This is a genomic window from Tardiphaga sp. vice304, assembly GCF_007018905.1.
Classification (GTDB): domain Bacteria; phylum Pseudomonadota; class Alphaproteobacteria; order Rhizobiales; family Xanthobacteraceae; genus Tardiphaga.
Genome location: NZ_CP041402.1, coordinates 2,116,441 through 2,139,154 on the forward strand (window position 1 = coordinate 2,116,441; position 22,714 = coordinate 2,139,154).

Annotated in this window: 18 protein-coding genes; 8 read left to right on the forward strand and 10 right to left on the reverse strand. The window is 64.4% G+C overall.

Features of this window, described 5'->3' with window-relative positions; genetic code table 11:
• Positions 1–159: 159 nt before the first annotated feature.
• A complete protein-coding gene (locus tag FNL56_RS10045) occupies positions 160–1,128 on the reverse strand; it encodes an amidohydrolase family protein (RefSeq protein ID WP_143572572.1) in 969 nt (322 codons plus the stop codon).
• A gap of 107 nt (positions 1,129–1,235) precedes the next feature.
• Complete coding sequence (locus FNL56_RS10050; protein ID WP_143572573.1) at positions 1,236–2,591, reverse strand: malonyl-CoA decarboxylase; 1,356 nt, start codon at positions 2,589–2,591, stop codon at positions 1,236–1,238.
• A 166-nt stretch (positions 2,592–2,757) separates the two neighbouring features.
• Here FNL56_RS10050 and FNL56_RS10055 point away from each other — a divergent pair, with 166 nt between their 5' ends.
• Complete coding sequence (locus tag FNL56_RS10055; protein ID WP_143572574.1) at positions 2,758–3,747, forward strand: ABC transporter substrate-binding protein; 990 nt, start codon at positions 2,758–2,760, stop codon at positions 3,745–3,747.
• A 212-nt stretch (positions 3,748–3,959) separates the two neighbouring features.
• Here the strand turns inward: FNL56_RS10055 and FNL56_RS10060 are convergent, their stop codons facing one another.
• Positions 3,960–4,931, reverse strand: coding sequence for a flavin reductase (locus FNL56_RS10060; RefSeq protein ID WP_143572575.1), 972 nt, complete (start codon positions 4,929–4,931; stop codon positions 3,960–3,962).
• A 131-nt stretch (positions 4,932–5,062) separates the two neighbouring features.
• On the opposite strand from FNL56_RS10060, the gene FNL56_RS10065 reads away from it, so the two are divergent.
• The gene (locus FNL56_RS10065) at positions 5,063–6,109 is read left to right on the forward strand and encodes a peptidase M29 (protein WP_143572576.1); all 1,047 of its coding nucleotides are present in this window, start codon (positions 5,063–5,065) and stop codon (positions 6,107–6,109) included.
• A gap of 103 nt (positions 6,110–6,212) precedes the next feature.
• Here the strand turns inward: FNL56_RS10065 and FNL56_RS10070 are convergent, their stop codons facing one another.
• The 5 genes from FNL56_RS10070 to FNL56_RS10090 form a co-directional block, all read right to left on the reverse strand.
• Positions 6,213–7,196, reverse strand: a complete 984-nt coding sequence (locus FNL56_RS10070; RefSeq protein ID WP_143572577.1) for a 3-hydroxybutyryl-CoA dehydrogenase — start codon at positions 7,194–7,196, stop codon at positions 6,213–6,215.
• Complete coding sequence (locus FNL56_RS10075; RefSeq protein ID WP_143572578.1) at positions 7,193–8,287, reverse strand: NAD/NADP-dependent octopine/nopaline dehydrogenase family protein; 1,095 nt, start codon at positions 8,285–8,287, stop codon at positions 7,193–7,195. Before FNL56_RS10075 ends, FNL56_RS10070 begins: the two co-directional genes overlap by 4 nt.
• A complete protein-coding gene (locus FNL56_RS10080) occupies positions 8,284–9,822 on the reverse strand; it encodes a class I adenylate-forming enzyme family protein (RefSeq protein WP_143572579.1) in 1,539 nt (512 codons plus the stop codon). The genes FNL56_RS10075 and FNL56_RS10080 overlap by 4 nt, the downstream gene beginning before the upstream one ends.
• Before the next feature lie 178 nt (positions 9,823–10,000).
• Positions 10,001–11,281 (reverse strand): acyl-CoA dehydrogenase family protein, encoded by a 1,281-nt coding sequence (locus FNL56_RS10085; RefSeq protein WP_143572580.1) that lies wholly within the window; start codon positions 11,279–11,281, stop codon positions 10,001–10,003.
• Positions 11,278–12,111 (reverse strand): alpha/beta fold hydrolase, encoded by an 834-nt coding sequence (locus FNL56_RS10090; protein WP_246660924.1) that lies wholly within the window; start codon positions 12,109–12,111, stop codon positions 11,278–11,280. Before FNL56_RS10090 ends, FNL56_RS10085 begins: the two co-directional genes overlap by 4 nt.
• A gap of 337 nt (positions 12,112–12,448) precedes the next feature.
• Here FNL56_RS10090 and FNL56_RS10095 point away from each other — a divergent pair, with 337 nt between their 5' ends.
• Positions 12,449–13,621: an acyl-CoA dehydrogenase family protein gene (locus FNL56_RS10095; protein ID WP_143572581.1), complete on the forward strand. Its 1,173-nt coding sequence runs from the start codon at positions 12,449–12,451 to the stop codon at positions 13,619–13,621.
• 39 nt (positions 13,622–13,660) lie between these two features.
• On the opposite strand, the gene FNL56_RS10100 is transcribed toward FNL56_RS10095, so the two are convergent.
• Both FNL56_RS10100 and FNL56_RS10105 read right to left on the reverse strand, forming a co-directional pair.
• Positions 13,661–15,163 carry a flavin-containing monooxygenase gene (locus FNL56_RS10100; RefSeq protein ID WP_143581978.1) on the reverse strand — a complete coding sequence of 501 codons (1,503 nt, stop codon included), beginning with the start codon at positions 15,161–15,163 and terminating at the stop codon, positions 13,661–13,663.
• Positions 15,164–15,272: 109 nt separating this feature from the next.
• On the reverse strand, positions 15,273–15,722 hold the full coding sequence (locus tag FNL56_RS10105; protein ID WP_143572583.1) for a cupin domain-containing protein: 450 nt from the start codon (positions 15,720–15,722) through the stop codon (positions 15,273–15,275).
• A gap of 260 nt (positions 15,723–15,982) precedes the next feature.
• Between FNL56_RS10105 and FNL56_RS10110 the strand changes: the two genes are divergently transcribed.
• The 5 genes from FNL56_RS10110 (at position 15,983) to FNL56_RS10130 (ending at position 22,642) form a co-directional block, all read left to right on the forward strand.
• Entirely contained in the window at positions 15,983–17,011 is a 1,029-nt protein-coding gene (locus FNL56_RS10110; RefSeq protein ID WP_441351281.1) for an AraC family transcriptional regulator, read from the forward strand.
• Positions 17,012–17,110: 99 nt separating this feature from the next.
• Positions 17,111–17,872: an SDR family NAD(P)-dependent oxidoreductase gene (locus tag FNL56_RS10115; protein WP_143572584.1), complete on the forward strand. Its 762-nt coding sequence runs from the start codon at positions 17,111–17,113 to the stop codon at positions 17,870–17,872.
• 29 nt (positions 17,873–17,901) lie between these two features.
• On the forward strand, positions 17,902–18,738 hold the full coding sequence (locus FNL56_RS10120) for an enoyl-CoA hydratase family protein (protein ID WP_143572585.1): 837 nt from the start codon (positions 17,902–17,904) through the stop codon (positions 18,736–18,738).
• Positions 18,739–18,931: 193 nt separating this feature from the next.
• Positions 18,932–21,283 (forward strand): bifunctional salicylyl-CoA 5-hydroxylase/oxidoreductase, encoded by a 2,352-nt coding sequence (locus FNL56_RS10125; protein ID WP_143572586.1) that lies wholly within the window; start codon positions 18,932–18,934, stop codon positions 21,281–21,283.
• A 108-nt stretch (positions 21,284–21,391) separates the two neighbouring features.
• Positions 21,392–22,642, forward strand: a complete 1,251-nt coding sequence (locus FNL56_RS10130) for a flavin-dependent oxidoreductase (RefSeq protein ID WP_143572587.1) — start codon at positions 21,392–21,394, stop codon at positions 22,640–22,642.
• Positions 22,643–22,714 lie beyond the last annotated feature (72 nt).

Genomic DNA, 22,714 nt, shown 5'->3' on the forward strand with positions numbered 1-22,714 from the left:
TCCCTCTCCCCTTGTGGGAGAGGGTGGATCGAACCGCGAAGCGGTTCGAGAAGGGTGAGGGGTGCCGCATGTGCCGTCGCCAAGTAACCCCTCATCCGTCGCCGACTTCGTCGGCGCCACCTTCTCCCACAAGGGGAGAAGGAAGAAGGACCGCATCGGTTACCCGAACCCGTAAAGCTTCACCGCATTATCGACCAAAATCTTCTTCCGCGACGCTGCATCCGGTGCCCAGACCGCGAGCTGATTCAACAGCCTCCCGTCATCGATCTGCAGCAGCGGCGTGACATCGGTCGGTTTCTTGCCGGCGGGCGTCACCGAATCCGGATGCGGCCAGTCGGTGCCCCAGACGATGCGGTCGGGATTGGCCGAGATCAGCGCCTTGGCCAGTGGCACGACGTCGTTGAAATCCGGGCCTTGCATGGAAGCGCGATAGGCGCCGGAAATCTTGACATAGGCGCGGCCCGCTTTGACGAGCTCGAGCAGATCCGAGAACCCCGGCTGCTCCGGCCCGAGTGCTGCCTGCGCGCCGCCGAAGTGATCGAATACCAGCGGCACTGGCGACGCCAACGCGATGTCCTTGATGCCCGGAATGACGGGCAGGTTGGTATAGATCTGCAAATGCCAGCCGCGCGCCTTGATGCGATCGATGCCGGTCTGCACACGCTGCCGGGCGATGGCCGGATCGTTGGTGCCGGTGGTCGCCAGATTGACGCGAATGCCGCGGATGCCGGCCGCGTGCATCTCGTCGAGTTGCGCTTCGGTCGTCTTGTCGTCGATCACCGCGACGCCGCGGGCGTCGGCGCCGCGCACCTTGATGCCGAACAGGGTCGCCGAATTGTCGGTGCCGTACACGCTCGGCGTGACGATGACGACGCGCTGGATGCCGAGCGCCTTGTGCAGCGCTGCCATCTCCTCGGGCGAGGCCGGCTCCGGCGTATAGACGCGGCCGGCGAACATCGGGAATTTTTCGGGATCGCCGTGGATGTGCGTATGGCAATCCACGGCGCCGGCCGGCATTTCGAAATTGACAGCCGTGCCGGGTTGCGACGGTTTCGCGAAAGCGGATCGGGCACTGAGTATGAGCGCGGCGGCAGCCGAACCCCGCAAGACATGACGGCGTGTCAGCATGTGGTCCTCCCTGTGGCATCACCGGTTGTCCGGTGATTGTTTGCCTCAGGGTGCGCCGTTCCGTCGCGGCCCGCAAGCGCGCGACGTGCTGCAGTGCAGGGAGACGACTATCCCAGCCGCATGTCCAGCAGCCTTCTGCCTTCGGTCTTCAACTGCTTCTTCACGGCGCTGGAGGCCGCGATCTCGTAGTGGTCGGCGTAGGCTTCGTGGTTCTTCTCGATATCGTCGAGGCGATAGAGATAGTTCACCATCAGCCCGGCAGATTCGCGCAGTCCTTTCATTGAGACGTCGCCGAGCCAGTCGATGCGCTCAAGGCGCGCGCCGTTGCCGAGGTGGAAGCGGGCGACGGAATCCACCGGGCCGCCGCGCGCCGATTTCGCCTTGAGGAAATAATGCGCTGCGAGCGGTTCGAGCACGGTGCGGATCTGGGCGGCCAGCGGCGCGTCGTTGATCCATCCGGCATCGTCGAGATGCGCCAGCAGCGTGCGCTCCTCGTCGGTGATCGGCACGTCGGGCGCGCGCTGCAGCCACTTCATGAAGCCCGGCACCGGCGACAGCGTGACGAAACTTTCGAGCTTCGGCAGTTCGCGGCGCAATTCCTCTACTACCTGCTTGATCAGGAAATTGCCGAACGAAATGCCGCCCAGCCCGCGCTGGCAGTTCGAGATCGAATAGAACACCGCGGTGCGCGCGCGCTCGATCGCCACCGGTTGGCGGTCTTCTGCCAGCAGCGGCGCGATGGCGCCCGGAATGGTCTCGGTCAGCGCCACTTCGACGAAGATCAACGGCTCGTCAACCAAGGCGGGATGGAAAAATGCGTAGCAGCGCCGATCGACCGGATCGATGCGGCGGCGCAGATCGTTCCAGTCGTGGATCTCGTGGACGGCCTCGTATTTGATGACCTTTTCCAGAATGATGGCGGGTGTCGACCAGTCGATCCGGCGCAGCACGAGAAACCCCCTGTTGAACCACGATGCCAGAAGATGCACGCAGTCGCGATCGACGACGGCGAGTTCCTTGTGTGCGCCCTTGAGGTCGAGCAGGTCGGCGCGCATGTTGACCAGTTCGCCGGTGGCGCCCGGCGCGCGGTTGAGCCGGCGCAACAGCTCCTGCCGCCTCGGCTCCGAGGCGAAATGCAATTTACCGGCCGTGTCTCCGCTCGGATCGTTATGCCAGGCGGCGATGGCGCGCTCCAGCCGGTCCGCGTCCGGGCCGAACTGGCTCGCCATCGTCTCGAAGAAGGTCAGCCGGCCGGCTTCGTCGAGCTGATGGTAGCGGTCGAATACGCCGCGGGCGATCGCGGTCCCCGAAGCCTCGCCGCGACCCGACAGCAGTTCGGTACAGAGCTCGACCAGGTCGGAAGCGTTCTGTCGTGCATCAACGGACGCCGGCCCCAGCCGCAGCAGGGTGCGGCCGCGCTCCGAGATCGAGGCCAGAAGGTCGGAGAAGAAGTCGTTACTCATGGTCCATCAATTCCCGGCTGCTCAGCCCAATCAGACGACCCCGTATATCGCATTGCGGTCGATATTGCGCGGTCATTTGAAGCATGAAACAATTGTGAGCGGGCGGCATGTCGGCAAGACAATTGCATGGCGATGGTCTGACGATCCGGACACAGGGGACTTCAAGATGAAGCGGACTGCACTTACACGTCACGTTGTTGCGGCACTGGTGGCGGGCGCCACGCTCAGCGCCGGTTCGGCCTTTGCCCAGCAGACCATCAAGGTCGGCTGGACCATTCCGGCCGAGGAATCCAAATACTGGATGATGAAGCGGCCGCAGGAATTTCCGAATATCGGCAAGGCCTACAACATCGAATGGGTGCAGTTTCAGGGCACTGCGCCGATGACCCAGGCGCTTGCCGCCGGCGCGCTGGATTGCGCGACGCAGTCACCGCTGGCGCTGGCGCAGGGCGCTGTCAATGGCGGGCTGAAGGCCTATATCGTCGCGCAGCACGTCTCGGAAAAGCCGGGCAGCTATTCGGTGTATTGGGCGGTCAAGGATGATTCGCCGATCAAGACGATTGCCGATCTCAAGGGCAAGACGATGTCGATCAACACGCTCGGCTCCGGCATTTATGGGCCGATGGCGATCCTGCTGAAACAGGCTGGTCTTGACGCCGCCAAGGACGTCAAACTGGTCGAGGTCGGCTTCGCGCTGTCCGAAGAGGCGCTGCGTTCAGGCCGGGTCGATTCCGCGGTGATGAACCAGCCGTTCGCCGCGCGCATGGAAGCCAAGGGCGGCACGCGAAAACTGTTCTCGCTGTCGCAGCAGCAGCCCAATATCGTGCACATCCTGGAAGCCTGCCGCGTCGACTTCATCGAGAAGAGCCCGGACCTTGCCAAGCTCTATGTGCAGGATCTCACGCTCGGCATGCAGAAGGCGCTGGCCAACCGCGACGAAACCTTGAAGGTCGTCAACGAAGTCATGAAGGCGCCGATCCCGGTGCTGGAAACCTATCTGCTTAAGGACAACGACTTCGCGCGTGACCCGGGTGCGGCGCCGAACTTCACGGCGATCCAGCAGATGCTCGACGTCTATGTCGAGACCGGCATGCTGTCGAAGAAGATCGACGTCGCCGGCTGGAAGCATCCGACCATCGTCGCGCCGCTGAAGTAAGCGAACGTTCGGGAAAAACGGCGCTGCATCGAATCGATGCGGCGCCGTTTTGTTTTGCGGCCTCAAACTTCGTCGTCATCCTGAGGTGCCGTCGCGAAAGCGGCGGCCTCGAAGGATGCGCCGCGAGCGCCGTCTCCCGTCGCCGCATCCTTCGAGGCTCCCCCTTCGCGTGAGCGCCTCAGGATGACGACTTCGGAGATGCCGCAGTCCCCCTACTCGCCGTCCTTTTCCGCCATGCCGCTGTCGATCAGCAAGTCCAGCGCGTGCTTGATCGTCGCGCGCTCGCTGTCGCTGAACTGCTTCAGCAACTCAGCTTCATGCGCTAGCGCCGCTGCCTGCACCGGCTTGACACGGGCGCGGCCCTTTGCCGTCAAATGCAGCGTGACGCGGCGGCGGTCTTCCGACGCGTTCTGCCGTTTCAGGAACCCGTCGCGCTCCATGCGGTCGAGCACCTTGGTCAGGCCGGGCTGCTTCATCAGCGCCATCGCGGCCAGTTCACCGACCGACAGGCCCTCGACATCCATCAGGCAGGCCAGCACGCGCCATTCAGGCACGGTGAGATCCCATTCCTTCAGCCGCGCATGGAATTCGCGGGACACGTTGAAGCTCGCGCGCGCCAGCAAATATGACAGATAGTTGCGCGCAAAGCTGCCGCTGGCGAGTTTCGGCGCGCGGCGCAGCGCGTTGTCGATGCGACGCAACTCGCCGGAATGAAACACCAGCGGATCGTGATTTCGCTCGACGAAGCGCACGACCTCGCCGACCAGGATGGTGTGGTCGCCGCCGGGATAGCGCGCCCAAGTCTTGCATTCGAAGATCGGCGCGAGACCCTCGATCAGCGGCGCGCCGGTGACGCCGGGCGCGTGCACGATGTCGGCGAACTTGTCGGAGCCACGGCGGCCGAACCGCATCGCCAGCTCGCCATGATTGGCCCCGAGAAAATGAATCGCGAACGCCTCGGCCGCGACGAACGGATCGTGGCTAGGCGACGATTTGGCGACGCTCCACAACACCAAGGGCGGATCGAGCGATACGGAGGAAAACGAATTCGCGGTCATGCCGACGGGATGGTCGCCCGCCATCGCGGTGACCACCGTCACACCGGTCGGAAACTGACCGAGCGCCTGGCGAAACGGCACCGGGCTTACCGCCTGTGTGGCCTTTGCGTTGCTGTCATCGGTCATCGAACTGCGCCTGGTGTGCGGGGACAACGCGCGATTACGCGCTGTGCTTTAACGTTAAAAATATGCCTTTTCATATAACACGCTCGCCCCTATCATCCAACGATAATCGCCGTAAACACTGGAGAACACGCATGCTGGCAGATCGCATCGAGGCGAAATGGATCGACGCGTTTTGCGAGATTTTTGAGCGCTGCGCGGTCAAGCCCGGTGATACCGCAGCGATTCTTTCCGAGACGCAATCGCGTGCGCTCAACGTGCACCTCGCAGAACTGGCGCTGCTGCGGATGGGAGCCAGGCCGTTCCATGTGATCCTGCCGACGCCGCGCAACCGGCAGGTGGTGCCGATCCGCTCGACCGGCGCGTCGGAAGCGATCGGGCAGTTGGGCCCGGTGGTGTCGGCCCTGCAGCAGGCCGGCTTCGTGGTGGATTGCACCATCGAAGGCCTGATGCACGCCAAGGAGACGCCGGAGATCCTGAAGGCCGGCGCGCGCATTCTGGTGATCTCCAACGAACACCCCGAAGCGCTCGAGCGCATGGTGCCGGACAGCGCGCTGGAGAAGCGCGTCCGCGCGGCGGCGAAGATGCTGCGCGGAACCAAGAACATGAAGGTGACGTCGGCGGCGGGCACCGATCTCGATGTCGATATGCAGGGCGCGGCGACGGTCGGCGTCTGGGGCTGGACCGACAAGCCCGGCACGCTGGCGCACTGGCCGGGTGGCATCGTGGTGAGCTTCCCGAAAAGCAAGACCATCAACGGCACGCTGGTGATGGACGCCGGCGACATCAACCTGACCTTCAAACGCTATCTCACCTCGCCGGTGCGTATGGTGCTGAAAGACGACTATGTGGTGGAGCTCACCGGCGAGGGCGCCGATGCCGAGATGATGAAGCGCTACCTCGCGGCCTGGGGCGACAAGGAAGCCTATGCGGTGTCGCATGTCGGCTGGGGCATGAACCCGAACGCGCGCTACGAATCGCTTGCGATGTACGACCAGCGCGACACCAACGGCACCGAGATCCGCGCCGTCGCCGGCAACTTCCTGTTCTCCACCGGCGCCAATGAATTCGCCGGGCGCTACACTGCCGGGCATTTCGATCTGCCGGTGTTCAACACGACGATCACGTTGGACGGCGTAGAAGTGATCAAGGCCGGCGTGCTGCAGGATGTGTTCGGATAGTTTGCGGCGCTCGTAGCCCGGATGGAGCGCCGCGCAATCCGGGGAAACCGCGCCTAACTGATGCGCCGGCCCCGGATTTCGCTGCGCTTCATCCGGGCTACATCTACAGCACTGGCGGTTTGGCCAGTTCGAAATGCCTGAGCAAATCGACAAAGGCCGCCAGCCGCTGCTCGCGGTAGGCATCGACGTCCATGCCGGCATAGTCGAGGAACCCCTCGCCGGTTCGCAGGCCGACTTTTCCTTCGGTCATGTTGCGGCCGATGATATCGGGTGCTGCATAGCGCTGATTGCCGAGCGCGCCGGTGAGATACTGGCTGGCATAGTGTAGGATATCGCCGCCGCCCCAGTCGATGAATTCCAGCAGGCCGAGCACCGCGAAGCGGAAACCGAAACCGTATTTGATCGCCTTGTCGATATCGGCAGCGGACGCAACGCCTTCCTCGACCATGCGCGCGGCCTCGTTCATGGCGAGCGCCTGAATCCGCGGCACGATGTAGCCGGGCGTCGCCGCGCAAACGACGGGCTTCTTGCCGATGCCCTCCAGCAGCGTAAGGACGCGCGCGGTGATCGCGGGATCGGTCGCGTTGCCCGGCGACAGTTCGACCAGCGGCACCAGATAGGCCGGATTGAGCCAGTGCGCGTTGAGGAAGCGCGCGGGATGCTCGACCGCGCTCGAAATGTCGTCGACCAGGATTGTCGAGGTGGTGGAAGCGATGATCGCGTCGGGGCCGGCAAGCCGTGACGCCTTCGCCAGCGCGTCGCGCTTGAGGTCGAGTACTTCCGGCACGCCTTCGAAAATGATCGCGGCCGAGGATAGCGCTGCCGCAGCGCCGGCCTCCGGTACCACGCTGACTCGGGACATCAATGTCTCGACATCGGCCGCGCTCAACAGACCGAAGCGCGACAGCGACGCAAAGGTCTTGCGGATCTCGCCGAGCGCCTCGGCTTCCAGCACTGCGAACTTGTTGGCATCGCGCGCTTTGAAATCGACGATCGCGACGTCGTGGCCGGCATAGGCGAAGGCCACCGCAATGCCGCGGCCCATGCGGCCGGCACCGAGGCAGGCGATGGCGTCGCGCGCGGTCATGACGCGAACCCTTCACGCAGCAGTTTCAGAAGACCATCGCGGTCGAGATCGCCGAAACCCAATGAGGCCAGCGTGCGGCCGCCCTGCAAGAAGTTCTCGCCGCAGATGGCGCCGCCGATCGCCAGGAATGCTTTCATCAAGGGCGTATCGGTGCCGGAAAGCGTCGCGCAGGACAGGAAGAACGACAGGCCGGTGCGCAGATCCTCGCGCATGTAGCGGTGCTCGGTCAGCACGATATGTTCGCGCCAGTCGCCGGAGTCGGTGAGACGGTCATGCGAGCCGCGGCCGTACATCCACTCCTCGCCATCCTTGGCGTAGTGCTGCACGAGGGGGAAATGCGAACCGCCATAGCCGAAGGCTTCGCGAATGGCGATGCGCTCGGCATCGAGCGCGTCGGTGACGCGGCGGATCGCGGGTTGCGTGCCTTCCTTGTGAATGTCCCAGGTTTCGAAATGCTCCAATGGCCCGGCATTCATCACGATCAGCGGCGGATGGATGATAGGGCCGGCATTCATCAGCGCGCCGGACAAAGCATCGCCGCACGGCTCGATCACGCCCTGGAAGGCCTTGTCAATCACCTTGCAGGCGTAGTCCGACAGCGACAGCGGAAACACGCCGGTCGGCAGCCGCTTGGCGCGGATGGTGATCGAGACCTCGAAGGGCCCGTGCTTGCGCGCCAGCCAGGGCAGCGTGCCGGTCTCGGCAAAGGCGACGCGGGCGTGGTTGCCGGCGTCATGGGCAGCTTTGGCGAAGATCATCGAGCCGAAGGTCGCCGGCGGAAGATACACCACCTGGCCATCCGCCAAATGCGGCGAGAGCTGCGCGGCGATGTCGGGCTGCGCGAAGGCCGGTGTCGGGCACAGGATCAGCTCGGCGTCGCGAATCGCTTCGGCGATGTCGGTGGTGACCAGTGCGAGCCGGGTGTCGTGGGTGCCCTGCGCGTTCTTCACGACAATCCGCGAGCCGGCGGCGCGATGCGCGGCGACGGCGTCGGCGTCGCGGCGCCAGAGGCGGACCTCGTGGCCCTGCAGGGTAAAATCACCGGCCGCCGCAAACGATCCGTTGCCGCCGCCCAGAACTGCGATTTTCAATGGGATTCTCCGTCGATCGGCGTCGCCGCCTGGTCTTGCTTCAACTTGAAATGCTGCACCTTGCCGAGCGCAGTGCGCGGCAGCTCGGTGACGAAGACGATATCGCGCGGCACCTTGAAGCGGGCGAGCTGCGTCAGAACATGTGCGCGCAGCGCTTCGGCGGTAACGCTGCCATCCGGCCGCCGAATCACATAGGCGACCGGCACCTCCGTCCATTTCGGATCGGGCAGGCCGACGACGCCGACCTCGGCAACGTCGGGATGCTCCAGCAGCACGCGCTCGACTTCCGCCGGATAGATGTTCTCGCCGCCGGAGATGATCATGTTCTTCTTGCGGTCGTGGACCCAGAAGTAACCGTCGGCGTCGCGGGTGCCGATGTCGCCGGTGCGGTACCAGCCGTCATGCAGCGCCTCCGATGTCGCCGCCTCGTTGCCCCAATATTCGAAGAACACGTTGGGGCCGCGCACCGCGATCTCGCCGGCGGTGCCGGTGGGCAGTTCGGTGCCGGAATCATCGACGATCATGGCCTCGCAGCACAGGCCGGGCAGGCCGGTCGAACCGGTGCGCGAGAGGTCGCCGCCGAGCCGCGTGTAGATCGAAATCGGGCAGGTCTCGGTGGAGCCATAGACCTGCAGCACCGGGATGCCGCGCGCGCTGAGCCGGGCAATCAGATGCGGCGGCACGATCTGCGAGCCGGTGGAAACCGCCTTGAGGCAGACCACGTCGGCGGCGGCCCATGCCGGATGCTCGGTCATCGCCTGGATGATCGCCGGCACCCACACCGTCAGCGTCGGTCGCTGATGGGTGATGGCGGAAAGCGTCGAGTCGGGCGTGAAGCGGGCGTGGATCGTCACTGTGGCGCCGATGTGCAGCGCCGGCGTGGTCTGGATGTTGAGGCCGCCAACATGGAAAAACGGCAGCACGGTCAGCACGTGGTCGTCGGAGGTCAGGCCATGCATGTGCTGGCTCATGATGCCGTTCCACAGCAGCGCCTCCTGGCGCAGCACGGCGCCCTTGGGGCGGCCGGTGGTGCCGGAGGTGTAGACGATCAGAAGCGGGCAGGTGAGGTCGGTATGCGGATTGCGGCCGTCGCCTGACGCCGTCGCCAGCAGGGCTTCGAATGTTCGCGCCGGAGCAGGCGGCGAAAAATCGAGCGCGATGATTCGGGTGTCGGGCAGCTCATTGGCCAGCGCCGGCAGGATCGCGGCGAAAGCCTGTTCCAGCACCAGCACCTTCACCGACGCATCGGCGAGAATGAACATTTGCTCGGCCACCGCCAGCCGCCAGTTCAGCGGCACCAGCATCGCGCCGAGCCGCGCGCAGGCATAGAGCAGCACCAGATAGTCCGGCCGGTTGAGGCTGAGAATGGCGACCCGGTCGCCGCGGCCGACATGGCATTCGGCCTTCAGCGCCTTCGCGGTCGCCTCGATGCGCGCGTTGAAGACGGCATAGCTGAGCGTCGCGCCCTCGAAACGAATCGCGGGCCTGTCCGGCGTGAAGGCCGCGTTGCGGGCGATGAGGTCGGAGAGATCCACGATGGGTTATCCGTCTGTCGTGCGAACCTGTTCAACTCTCGGCGCACTCTGCGGTCATCCTGAGGTGCCGTCGCCCTTGCGACGGCCTCGAAGGATGCGCCGCAAGCGCCGGCGTCTGTCGCCGCATCCTTCGAGGCTCGCCAAGTGGCTCGCACCTCAGGATGACGGTGACGGAGTCCTACTCGTCCTTCTCGCCCTGTTCGTACAGCGCGTCGCGGCCGATGCGGTCGAGGCAGAGTTCGGCGGTCCATGGCAGCATCAACGCGCCGCAACGGCTGTCGCGGTAGATGCGCTCCAGCGGAAGCGATTTCAGCATCGCCTGTCCGCCGCAGGTGCGGATCGCCAGGGTCGCGATCTCATTGGCGCCTTCCATCACGGAATATTGCGCCGCGTAGGCGCGCAACACCTGCTCCTTGCTGGGGTTGGCGCAGGCCTCGGTCACCGCCTGGAACCAGATGCCCTTGATCTGCTCGAGCTTGATCTGCATCTGCGCCACCGCGATCTGCTTGGTCTGATACATCCTGCGCTTCACCGGCGGCGTGCCCGGCACTTCGCCGCGCAGATATTTGACGGTGAAATCATAGGCCGCCTGCGCGAGGCCGACATAGGTCGGCGACAGCGTGAGAAACATATGCGGCCAGCGCATCGCGGCCTGGAAATACACCCCGCGCGGCATCAGCGCCGCGTCATGCGGCACGAACACGTCCTTGAACAGCAGCGTGCGCGAGACCGTGCCGCGCATGCCCAGGGGATCCCAGTCGCCGACCACCGCGACGCCCGGCGCGTCGGCCGGTAACGCGAGATACAGCGTATTGCGGCGCGACGCCTTCTCGCCCTCAAGCATCTCTGTGCACAGCACGCCATAGTAATTTGCGTGGCCGGCGAGCGAGGCAAAAATCTTCTTGCCGTTAACCAGCCAGCCGCCCTCGACCGGCTTCGCCTCGGTGCCGAAGGCGACACCGCCGGCGGCGGCCGCGCCGCCTTCGGAGAACGGCTGCGAATAGATCGCGCCGTCTTCGACAATGCGCTTGTAGTGAATGGCGCGGCGGCGCTCCTGGTCGGCGCGGGTCGGCTCGTCCATGTCGAGGTCATCGGCGAGCGGGCCGGACCACAAAGTCGAGCAGACATGCATGTTCCAGGTCAGCGCGGTGGCGCCGCAATAGCGGCCGATCTCGGCGGCCGTCATGGCGTAGGTCTGATAGTTCGCGCCGAGCCCGCCATGCTGTTTGGGGATCGCGATGCCGAGCAGGCCGGCTTCGTGCAGGTCCTTGTAGTTGTCCGACGGAAAGCGCGCTTCCTTGTCCCAGATCGATGCGCGGCCGGCGAACACGCTTTGCCCGAGCATGCGCGCGCGGGTCATTATCTCCGCCTGCTCATTGGTGAGGCCGTAGGCCTTGGGATCGAAGATCGGTCTGTCGAGCACGATGGCGTCGAGGTCGAGTTTAGCGGGCATGTTCATGAGGATGTTCCCGAAACTTCGTGGCTGGTGGTGAGAAAGTCGCGCAGCACTTCGTTGAATTCGTTGGGACGTTCAAAACCGGCGAGATGGCCGACGCCTTCGAGTTCGACATAGGTCGAGCCCTTCACGAAGGTCGCCATCTTGGCCATTGTCTTGGCCGGGGCGTTGTTGTCCTTGGAGCCGGACAGCAGCAGCGTTGGTACTGTAATGTCGGCAAGGTTCTTGCGCAGGTCGAAGCCGATCATTGCCTTCATCGAGCTGCGATAGCTGTCCGGCTTGACCGACGCCATGCAATCGAGCGCGAGCGCCACGCCGTCAGCGCTGGGCTGCTCGCCGACCAGATCCTGCACCAGCTTCGGTGCCATCGACACCATCGTCTCGCCGCGATCGAGCGGGCCAAGCCGGGTCTCGATGAAATTCTTCTGCCATTCGCCGTCGGAGCTGCCGAACGCCGAGCTGGTCTGCGCCAGCACCGCGGCACCGGCGAGATCGGGATGCATCACGAGAAACTGCTGCACGATCATGCCGCCGATCGAATGGCCGACCAGCACCGGCTTTGTCGCGCCGAGTTGTTCGAGGAAATCCTTCAGCGCGTCGGCGAGCGTGGCAATGCTGGTGACGGGTAGCGGCTGCGAGCCGCCATAGCCGGGCATGTCCCAGGCAATGGCGTAGTAACGGTCTGAGAAGGCGTCTAGCTGGCTGCGCCAACCGCGCGCCGCGCCGCCGATGCCATGCAGGAATACCAGTGGCACCGCCTTCGGGTCGCCTGCCGCCTCATAGCCGAAGCGACCGTCCTTGGTGGTCATGGCTGTTGTGTCAGTCACGTGCATCTCCCTGGGCGGGTTGAACGGGGGTAGATCCTAGCAGGCAAAAATTATATGAAAAGCGATTGTTTTAGACTTAAAGCGCTTCCGGATGCCTAGCTGGTGGGCAATTGCTGCGCTGCACCTGTCTCCTGCTCTCCGTCGTCATGGTGAGGAGCGCGCCTTTGGCGCGCATCTCGAACCGCGGCGTCAATCGGTCATCCTTCGAGACGCGGTCGCAGGCGACCGCTCCACAGGATCAGGGAGAGTTTGTGGAAACAGGGCTTCGCATCAACGGCCGTGCCCCTTGCCGGAAATCTCTTTAAGTTTAAAACAATCTCATCGCGGAGCAGGAAAGCCAAGCATGTCCGATCAATCGTTTTTATCGTGGCCGTTTTTCGAGGATCATCACCGCAATTTGTCGGCCGAACTGTCGCAATGGGCAGCAGCCACCGTCCCTGATCTGATCGACCATCACGATACCGATGGCTCCTGCCGGCGGCTGGTGCGGGCGCTGGGTGAGGCCGGCTGGCTGCGGGTCGCGGTGCCGGCCAGCCATGGCGGTCTCTATCCGAATTTCGACGTGCGCGCATTGTGCCTGGTACGCGAGACGCTCGCCTATGTCAGCGGCCTCGCCGACTTTGCCTTCGCGATGCAGGGGCTTGGCACCGGGCCGATCAGCCTGTTCGGCAGCGACGAGTTGAAGGCGCGCTACCTCCCACGCGTCGCAACCGGTGAGTCGATCGCGGCCTTCGCGCTGTCGGAGACCGATGCGGGCTCCGACGTCGCGGCGATGACGACATCAGCCGTTCCGGATGGCAACGACCATGTCCGCATTACCGGCAGCAAGACCTGGATTTCCAATGGTGGCATCGCCGATCATTATGTGGTCTTCGTGCGTACCGGCGAGGACGGCGCGCGCGGCATCAGCGCTTTTGTCGTCGATGCCGACACGCCCGGCCTGACCATATCGGAGCGAATCGACGTGATCGCGCCGCATCCGCTGGCGACGCTGACCTTCGAGGACTGCCGCGTGCCGCGGGCCAACCAGATCGGCAAGGACGGCGAAGGCTTCAAGGTCGCGATGGCGACGCTCGACGTGTTTCGCTCCACCGTGGGCGCCGCGGCGCTCGGTCTCGGCCGGCGCGCGCTGGACGAGGCGGTGCATCGTTCCGTAACGCGCAAAATGTTCGGCCATACGCTGGGTGACCTGCAACTGACGCAAGCCGGCCTCGCCGACATGGCGACCGACATCGACGCCTCCGCGCTGCTGATCTATCGCTCGGCCTGGACCAAGGACCAGGGCGCGCCGCGCATCACCCGCGAAGCCGCGATGGCCAAGATGTTCGCCACCGAAGCCGCGCAAAAGGTGATCGACCGCGCCGTGCAGATCTTCGGCGGCATGGGCGTGCAGTCCGGCGTCAAGGTCGAGGAGCTGTACCGCGAGATCCGCGCCCTGCGGATCTATGAGGGCGCCACCGAAGTGCAGAAGGTCATTATTGGTCGCGAGTTGATCAAGACGGCGCAATCCAGCTAAGTCGGTCGGGCGAGCCGGTCACGGCTCGCCCGCGGCCCGTCAAGCGGCGGTGGCTTCCGCCGTGTAGTCCGGCGTGGAAGCCAGAAACCTTGCATAGGCATCGGCGTCCGGCGGCGTGAATTTCTCGACCAGCGCGCGGCGCCGCCTGTCGCGGGCGCCCATGTCGTCGAGTAGCTCGTCGAAATGCTTGAAGTGATAGGGGGCCACGCAGAGCCCGCCATAGATGCCGGCCGCGGGCCGCTCGACGCGCTTGAAATGCAGCATCTCGTCCATGTTCCGGTGCATCTCGGCCGCCGTTGGCTGTTTCGCCAGCATGCCGTCCGCATAGCGGACCAGCCAGTTGGCCGCCATTTCCGCCGTCAGCACCGAGCAGAAGCTGGAATTGAATCCGACGAATCCCATGTCCGGCAGGTCCGGGTTGGCGATCACGCGATACAGACGGTACTGACCGTCCGACTGGATCAGCCTGTCGCGATATGGCTGCGGCAGGAACGGCACGCCAAGCTTGAACCCGATCGCCTGCACCACGATATCCGCCTCGACGCGCTGGCCGCCCGACATCACGATCGTCTTGCCGTCATAGTGGTCGAAGGTGCCGCGGATCGCCTTGATGCGGCCGTCGGCGACCATCGGGAAAAATCCCGGCGTGGCGATCGGAACCGAACAATTGATGCCGTCCTCGATCCGTCCGGCCGGCACCATGTCGCATTTCTTGAGTTTGAGCTGCGCCTTCAGCAAGGCTTCCAGACCGCGCCAGTTGGCCCAGACGAAGGGCTTGGCAATCGCATGATTGAGCCGCGACAGTGCGCTCAGTCCCCAGCCGCGAAACATTTCCTCCTGGGCGCGGATGTAAAGGATGCGCTTGAAGTTGATCACGCCGCCGATGAAATAGGGAATCCGCCATACCGGCTCGCGATAGACGAAGGTCACCTCGCTGGCGCCGGCATTCACCGACTGCACGGCAATATCGGTGGCCGATTTCGATCCGCCGAGTACGACGACCTTCCGGCCTTTGACGATGGATGAATCGGTGTGCTCCGCCGAATGCCGTATAATACCGCCGGCCGCTTTGAAGTCGTCTTCGCCGGCATGGTGCAATTCCTTGCGCTCGTTGAACTGCCCGGTGCAGACGGCGACGAAATCGAATATTTCTCGCGTGGTGGTGCCGGCCGCATTGCGGATCTCCAGCGTCCAGCTTGGCTGGCCGTCGTCGCGGCGATTCATGCTGACGACGGTCGTCTCAAACCGCATCAGCGGGAGCAGTTGGTAGTCACGGGCATAGTCGGCGAGATAGGCGTAGACCTGCGGGCCTTTGGGCCATTCGGGATAGTCTGCCGGCATCGGCTTGTCGGTGAAGCGGTAGAGCTCCTTGGGGCTCTGCGTCTGGACCCCGGGATAAGAGCGCGCCGGCTCCCAGACGCCGCCGAGGTCGCCGCTGCGTTCCAGCACCGAGACCTTGTGCCCGCGCGCGGTGAAAGCCTTGGCGGCGGCAAGGCCGGCGATGCCGGCGCCGATGACGCAAACGCTTTTCTGTCGGACCATGGCTTGTCTCCTGTTGATGCCCGACTGATCGGGGAGCGTGCGGGATCATGCGCGCGGGCTCCGGCCCGGGCGCGACCTGTGCCGGTGAAAGAGGTGCGGGTCGTCGAGCCTAATCGTTGGCTTCCGGCGGAAGGAAGTTCACTTCGTGGTCGGCAGACACCCGGACAATAGCTTCGATGTCGCTCATGTTATGAAGCTGCTTGAACAGCGCTTCGAGCTTCTGTGTCGGCGATACCCAGAACAGTGCCCGGGCGGGTTTGTCCGATTTGTTGAAATAGCCATGCGGAATGCCGCGCGGCAGCCGCACCAGATCGCCGGCAAAGGCGCGGACCCACTGGCCATCGAGTTTGAGATCGAGCACGCCCTCCTGTACCAGGATGAACTCTTCCTGGGTGGGATGGATATGCACCGGCACAAACTGGCCGGGATCGCTATTGGTCTCGAAAGCGAAGGTGGACTCGGAGATGGCCTTCGGGAAGTAGACCTGTCCGAGGATGTTCCAGGTGGTGCCGCCATAGCCCGTCCCGTTCTGGGTTATTCCTTTTTCGAGTGCCGCCATGTCTGCGTTTCCTCTCGTTAATGCCTTTGGGAATGCTGCGTGGCTTGCGGGAATGTCGCTAGCCGTTGAACGAATTCATGATCCAGCCGACGAAATAATTACCGCGACTGGCCCGGCGCGCTGCGCCTGCACACTCCTTTTTGTAGTCGCGGACCTGCGCATTCATTGTGCAGCACGGCAAAATTTGCGGCGCAGCGCCTGCTAGGCGTGACGATGCGACTTGGCTAGTCTGGGTGCCAGGGCGTGCAAGCGATCGGACCATGATGGTGGATGCTGCGATACCGAGCCATGCCGAACCGATCCGCGCCGAGAGGCTTGCGGCATTCTCCCGCGTTTCCACCACGGACCTCGATGAGGCCGCCGAGGCAATCGGGCGCATCTTCTGTCCGCACGTGCTGGATCCGGTACAGCGTTCCTGGCCGGATTTTCACGCGCAGCACAATTGCGCCGCCTTGAACGGCTGTTCGGTGAATTATGTGTCCTATGGCGGTTCGGTCGCGATTGACCCCGGCTGCCTCGATCGCTTCTTCCTGTTGCAGATCCCGCTGCAGGGCGGCGCGCGGATCGACACCGGAGGCCGGACGATCGAGGTTTCGGCGGGGCGTTCGGCGTCGTTGCTGTCGCCGACCATGTCGACCCAGATGGTCTGGCATGACCACTGCGCCAAGTTGATCCTGCTGGTCGAACGACAACTCGTCGAGCAGCGCGCGGCGGCGCTGGCGGAAAAATCGGGTGTTGCCATCGAATTCGATCCGAGGATCGATCTGAACACGCCGTTTGGCGTCGCGCTGCGTTCCCAGATCGAATACCTCGCCGAGCTCGCGGAGCGATGCGGTCCCGGGCAGCAGATCTCGCCGATGATCGCGGCGACCCTGCGGGATTCCATCATCGGATTGCTGCTCACCGGTCAGCGACATACCCTTACCGACAATATCGAACGGCTTCCGGCGCGCCTTGGCCCGTTGCCGTCGGTGCTGCGAAAGGCACGGGACTATCTCGAAGCCCATGCGACCCAGCCGCTCGATCTCGAGCGGCTGGCGCGCGAGGCGGGGATCGGGATACGGTCGCTGCAGCTCGGCTTCCGACGGCATTTCGGCATGTCGATTTCGGACGCGCTGCTGGATATCCGGCTGACGCACTTGCAGGCCCGCCTGATGTGCGCTGCGCCTGGCCAGCGCGTGACCGATCTGGCCTTCGATCTCGGGTTCACCCATCTGAGCCGGATGGCTAACGTATACCGCCAGCGTTACGGCGAGAGCCCGTCGGAGACGCTGCGCCGCCATCGCTAGTATTTAGCTAGTATTCGTCGATCCGGCGCTTCCTTGCAAAAGCTTGAAGCATAAAATAATATCCGGGCAGGCTCATGGCGAGCCTGCCGAAGGTGACGCATGTCCGGATTGTCCCGTTCCACCCACGCGCTGGTCACCGGCGGCGGCCGCGGCATCGGCCGCGCCATTGCCGCGTCGCTGGCGCAGGCGGGTGCCACGGTGACGATCATGGGCCGCAACCTCGCTTCGCTGGACGAGGTGATCGCCGCCGGCGAGGCGCACTTCGCCATCACCGCCGACGTCTCCAATCAGGCTTCTGTTACAGCCGCCATCGCGGATGCCGCCACGCGGCAGCCGTTCGACATTCTCGTCGCCAATGCCGGGGCGGCGGAATCCGCGCCGTTCGGCCGTTCTGACGCGGCGCTGTTTCAGCGCATGATGGACGTCAACTTCATGGGCGTTGTCTACGCCGCCCAGGCCGTGCTGCCGGGCATGGTCGCCGCCCGCAATGGCCGCATTGTCGCGGTGGCCTCCACCGCCGGCCTGAAGGGCTATGCCTATGTCAGCGCCTACGCCGCCGCCAAACATGCGGTGATCGGGCTGGTGCGCTCGCTGGCGCTGGAGGTCGCGAGCAAGGGCGTCACGGTGAATGCCGTTTGCCCGGGTTTTACCGAGACGGATCTGCTGGAAGACAGTATCGACAACATCATCAGCAAGACCGGGCGCACGCGCGAGCAAGCCGTTGCCGAACTGTCGAAGCATAATCCGCAAGGCCGGCTGGTAACGCCGCAGCAGGTCGCCGATGCCGTGATCTGGCTGTGCGGAGAAAAGGCCGGCGCGATCACCGGCCAGGCCATCGCGGTTGCCGGCGGCGAAATCTGATACCTAAAAAATAATCGCAGGGAGTTCTCATGCAAAAGTTCGCCAATCCCGTCACGCTGCCGCTGGTTGATTACAGACCGGAGCACTTCCTGCTCACGGTCGCGGATGGCATCGCGACCGTGACGCTGAACCGGCCGGAGCGGAAGAACCCGCTGACCTTCCAGAGCTACCGCGAACTCACCGACTTCTTCCGCGCCTGCGCGATGGATGACAGCGTCAAGACCATCGTGGTGACCGGCGCCGGCGGTAACTTCTCGTCGGGCGGAGACGTGTTCGAGATCATCGGCCCGCTGGTCGAGATGAACACCAAGGACCTCACCGCCTTCACGCGGATGACCGGCGACCTCGTCAAGGCGATGCGCGGCTGCCCGCAGCCGGTGATCGCCGCCGTCGAAGGCATCTGCGCCGGCGCCGGCGCTATCATGGCGATGGCCTCCGACCTCCGGATCGCCGCCACCGGCGCCAAGGTCGGCTTCCTGTTCAACAAGGTGGGCCTGGCCGGCTGCGACATGGGCGCCTGCGCGATCCTGCCGCGCATCATCGGCCAGTCGCGCGCTTCCGAGCTGCTTTATACCGGCCGCTTCATGACCGCCGAGGAGGGCGAGCGCTGGGGCTTCTTTAGCCGCATCGTGTCGTCCGGCGAGGTGCTGACGCAGGCACAGGCACTGGCGAAGCAGATCTCCGAGGGCCCGACCTATGCCAACACCATGACCAAGCGCATGCTGGCGATGGAATGGGCGATGTCTGTGGAAGAGGCTATCGAGGCCGAAGCCGTGGCGCAGGCGCTGTGCATGACCACCGACGATTTTGCCCGCGCCTTCCACGCCTTCGCCAACAAGCAGAAGCCGGTGTTCGAGGGCAATTGACGTCGTCTGTAGCCCGGATGGAGCGCAGCGAAATCCGGGGCGGGCTCCCCTGTTGACGCTCTGACACCGGATTGCGCTGCGCTCCATCCGGGCTACGCGATGTCATTCCGGGCACCTGCTGCCGCCCAAACAGGCTTGCGCGGAAATGCTTTAGGATTAAAATATCTACGTCGAAGCTCGACAGGAGGCTTGCATGAAGATCGCGATCATCGGTGGCGGACCGGCTGGGCTCTATGCCGCGATCCTGTTGAAGAAGCAGCGGCCCTCCGCCGACATCACCGTCTACGAGCGCAACCGGCCGGACGATACCTTCGGCTTCGGCGTGGTTTTCTCCGACGCCACCCTCGACAATTTCGAAAAATACGACCTGCCGAGCTACCAGCGCATCACCCAGGAATTCGCCTACTGGGACGATATCGCCGTGCATTTCCGCGGCACGGTGCACCGCGTCGGCGGCAACGGCTTCTGCGGCTGCTCGCGCCGCACCCTGCTGCTGATCCTGCAGGAGCGCGCCCGCGAACTCGGCTGCCGGCTGATGTTTGAGGTCGATGTCACCGACGAGGCGCAATTCGCCGACGCCGATCTCATCGTGCTGTCCGACGGCATCAACAGCCACTTCCGTAACAAATATATCCAGCACTTCGATCCGACTACGGACGTGCGCTCCAACAAGTTCACCTGGATGGGTTCGACCCGCCCGCTGGATGCCTTCACCTTCCTGTTCGAGGAAACCGAGTGGGGCCCGTTCATCGCCCATGCCTATCAATACGAGGCGGGCCGCTCGACCTGGATTTTCGAGACCGATCCCGAGACCTTCAAGCGCGCGGGCCTGGAGGGCCTGAGCGAGCAGCAGTCAGCCGATCGCATGGAGCAGATCTTCAGCAAATTCCTCGAAGGCCACAAGCTGCTGATCAACCGCTCGATGTGGCGCAATTTCCCGATGATCCGCAACAAGCGCTGGGTCCGCGACAACATGGTGCTGCTCGGCGACGCCAAGGCGACCGCGCATTTCTCGATCGGCTCCGGCACCAAGCTGGCGATGGAAGATGCCATCGCGCTGTATGAGGCGATGGCCAAGGCGCCGACGACCGAAGCTGCGCTGAACGACTATGAGCATGGCCGCCGCGAGGAGACCGAGAAGATCCAGCACTCCGCCGACGTCTCGCTGGTGTGGTTCGAGCACGTCGACCGGTTCTGGGATTTCGACCCCGTGCAGTTCGCCTTCGGCGTCATGACGCGATCCAAGGCCATCACCTACGACAACCTGACGCTCCGCGCACCGGACTTCGTCAAGGAAGTGGACAAAGCGTTTGCGCTGCAGGTGCAGGCCAAGGGCTTCGACGTCGACCTGAAGAAGCCTGCGGCGCCGATGTTCCAGCCGCTGCGCTTGCGCGATATGGTGCTGGCGAACCGCGCCGTGGTGTCGCCGATGTGCATGTATTCGGCCAGCGAAGGCGTGCCTGGTGATTTCCATCTGGTGCACTACGGTTCGCGCGCGATCGGCGGCGCCGGCCTCGTCTTCACCGAGATGGTCTGCGTCGGCCGCGACGCCCGCATCACGCCCGGCTGCGCCGGGCTGTGGAATGACGAGCAGCAGGGGGCGTGGACGCGCATCGTCGATTTCGTGCACGCGAATTCGGCGTCCAAGATCTGCCTGCAGCTCGGCCACGCCGGGCGCAAGGGCGCGACCAGGCTGATGTGGGACGGCATGGACCGTCCGCTCGAAGAGGGCGGCTGGGACGTGCTGTCGGCGTCGCCGCTGCCGTATTATCCGGACAGCCAGGTGCCGCGCGAGATGGACCGTGCCGCGATGGATTCGGTCAAGGCCGAGTTCGTGGCGTCGGCCGAGCGCGGCGATGCCTGCGGCTTCGACATGCTGGAGCTGCACTGCGCCCACGGCTACCTGCTGGCCAGTTTCATCTCGCCGCTGACCAACCAGCGAACCGATGACTACGGCGGCTCGCTGGACAATCGTTTGCGCTTCCCGCTGGAAGTATTTGCGGCGATGCGCGCGGCGTGGCCGTCGCACAAGCCGATGTCGGTGCGCATCTCCGCCACCGACTGGGCCGAGGGCGGCATCACCGGCGACGACGCCGTGCTGATCGCGCGCGCCTTCGCGGAAGCCGGCGTCGACCTCGTCGACATCTCGACCGGCCAGACGGTTCGCGATGCCCAGCCGATCTACGGCCGCATGTTCCAGACGCCGTTCTCCGAGCAGGTCCGCAACGAGAGCAAGGTCGCCACCATGTGCGTCGGTAACATCACGTCAGCCGATCAGGTCAACACCATCCTCGCCGCCGGCCGCGCCGATCTGGTGGCGCTGGGCCGTCCGCATCTGGTCGATCCGTCCTTCACGCTCAAGGCTGCGGCCTGGTACGGCGCGAAAGATGCGTATTGCCCGCCACAATACATGCCCGGCAAGGAGCAGATCTTCCGCAACAGCGTTCGCGACAAGCTCGATTTCGAGGATCTGAAAATTAAGGCTAAGCCGAAGACCCGCGCCGAACTGCGCGCCGAAGCCGCCAAGCCGCTTGCGGCGGAATAGGGCAGATGGCACGCTGAATTCAGCAAGGCGGCGCTCAAACGCCTCTCCCCAATGGGGAGAGGTGAAGAAGATCCGCAGTCTGGCACTAGTTTGAGTGGAGTACGTTCGATGAAAGCGATCATCGTTGGCGGTGGAGTGGGGGGCCTCACCACGGCCCTGATGCTGCGGGCACGCGGCATTCACTGCGAACTCTATGAGCAGTCGGACAGTATCCGCGAGCTCGGCGTCGGCATCAACACGCTGCCGCATGCGATCCGCGAACTTGCCGGCCTCGGCCTGCTCGACGCGTTGGACGCCGTCGCCATCCGCACCGACGAGCTGCATTATCTCAGCCGCCATGGCCAGGAAGTCTGGCGCGAGCCGCGCGGCATCGCTGCCGGCTTCGACGTGCCGCAATTCTCGATCCACCGCGGCCGGCTGCAGAGCGTGATCCATCGCGCCGTCGAACAGCGACTTGGGCCTGAGGCGATTCATACCGGCCGAAGGCTCGGTGCGTTTACGCAGGACGAAGGCGGCGTCACCGCGCATTTCTTCGACCGCTCCGGCGCCCATGTCGAAACCGCGCGCGGCGATATCCTGATCGGCGCCGACGGCATTCATTCCAAGGTGCGCAGCACGCTGTTTCCCGACGAAGGCGGACCGGTCTGGAACGGGCTGATGCTGTGGCGCGGCGCGCGTGACTGGCCGGCCTTCCTCACCGGCAATTCGATGATCGTCGCCGGCGGGCTTCATGCCAAGGTGGTGGTGTATCCGATCGCGGAAGGCGTGACGCCGGGCAATCGCCTGACCAACTGGGCGGTCCTGGTGAAAATCGGCGAGGGCGGATCGCTGCCGCCGCGCCGCGAGGACTGGTCGCGTGCCGGCAAGCGCGACGAACTGATGCCGCATGTCGCGCGCTTCAACGTGCCGCATATCGACGTGGCGGCGTTGATCACGGCGACGCCGGAGTTCTGGGAATATCCGTGCTGCGACCGCGATCCCTTGCCGTACTGGTCGAGCGGCCGCGTCACGCTGCTCGGCGACGCCGCGCATCCGATGTATCCGGTCGGCTCCAATGGCGCCTCGCAGGCGATCCTGGATGCGCGGGCGCTTGCGGATTCGCTGGCGCATGCCGAGCATCCGCGCCAGGCCCTGATGGCCTATGAGCGCAAGCGGCTGCCGATGACCGCCGAGATCGTGCGCGCCAACCGCCGCGGCGGGCCGGAGGGTGTCATCGACGCCGTCGAGCAGATTGCGCCGGACGGCTTCGATCATATCGACAACGTGCTGAGCCACAGCCAGCGCGAGGCGATCGTCAAGGGCTATGCCAGCAAGGCCGGCTTCGCCGCGCTGCCGGGATTGTCGGTGGTGGGCGGATAGAGAGCGCGACTAGGTCGCTCTTTCTTCCCTCTCCCCCGGTGGGAGAGGGTGGATCGAACCGCGAAGCGGTTC